This window comes from Pseudarthrobacter sp. MDT1-22, assembly GCF_054511035.1.
This window is the reverse complement of the sequence record NZ_JBTNDK010000082.1, coordinates 1-1,131: the sequence shown is the minus strand read 5'-3', so window position 1 is coordinate 1,131 and position 1,131 is coordinate 1. Positions and strand designations below refer to the sequence as shown.

Here is a 1,131-nt window from a genome sequence, read left to right as displayed (position 1 = left end):
TGGAAGCAGCTCACCGAAGAGCACAAGACCGGCGGGTACACCAACGCCCTGGGCGCACTCACCGGCAACCAGGCCGTGCAGCAGGTCAAGGCCGGCCTCCGCGCCATCTACCTCTCCGGCTGGCAGGTTGCCGCCGACGCCAACAACTCCGGCCACACCTACCCGGACCAGTCCCTCTACCCGGCCAATTCGGTCCCCACCGTGGTCCGCCGCATCAACAACGCACTGCTCCGCGCCGACCAGATTGAATTCTCCGAAGGCATCCAGACCGTTGAGGACTGGATGGTGCCGATCGTTGCCGACGCCGAGGCCGGCTTCGGTGGCCCGCTGAACGCCTACGAGCTCATGAAATCCATGATCCAGGCCGGCGCGGCAGGTGTGCACTGGGAAGACCAGCTCGCCTCGGAGAAGAAGTGCGGCCATCTCGGCGGCAAGGTGCTCATCCCCACCCAGCAGCACGTCCGGACCCTGAACGCCGCCCGCCTGGCGGCCGACGTCGCCGGCACCCCCTCGGTGGTCATCGCCCGCACCGACGCCGAGGCAGCCACCCTGATCACCTCCGACGTCGATCCCCGCGACCAGGAATTCGTCACCGGCGAACGCACCCCGGAAGGCTTCTACAAGGTCCGCAACGGCATCGAACCCTGCATCGCCCGCGCCAAGGCCTACGCCCCGTACTCCGACCTCATCTGGATGGAGACGGGCACCCCGGACCTGGAGCTGGCCCGCAAGTTCGCCGAGGCCGTCAAGGCTGACTTCCCGGACCAGATGCTCTCCTACAACTGCTCGCCGTCGTTCAACTGGCGCAAGCACCTGGACGACGCCACCATCGCCAAGTTCCAGCGTGAACTCGGCGCCATGGGCTTCACGTTCCAGTTCATCACCCTGGCCGGCTTCCACGCCCTGAACTACTCGATGTTCGATCTCGCCCACGGTTACGCCCGTGAAGGCATGAGCGCCTACGTCGAGCTCCAGGAAAAGGAATTCGCCTCCGAATCCCGCGGCTACACCGCGACCAAGCACCAGCGCGAAGTCGGCACCGGCTACTTCGACGACATTGCAACCGCGCTCAACCCGAACGCATCAACCCTGGCACTGGTGGGATCCACCGAAGAAGGCCAGTTCCACTAA

Annotated in this window: 1 protein-coding gene; it reads left to right on the top strand. The window is 65.5% G+C overall.

Going from position 1 to position 1,131, the window contains the following annotated elements; all coding sequences use genetic code 11:
- A partial coding sequence (gene aceA, locus ACX80M_RS21050) for an isocitrate lyase (RefSeq protein WP_459310416.1) occupies positions 1 to 1,131 on the top strand: 1,131 nt, incomplete at its 5' end.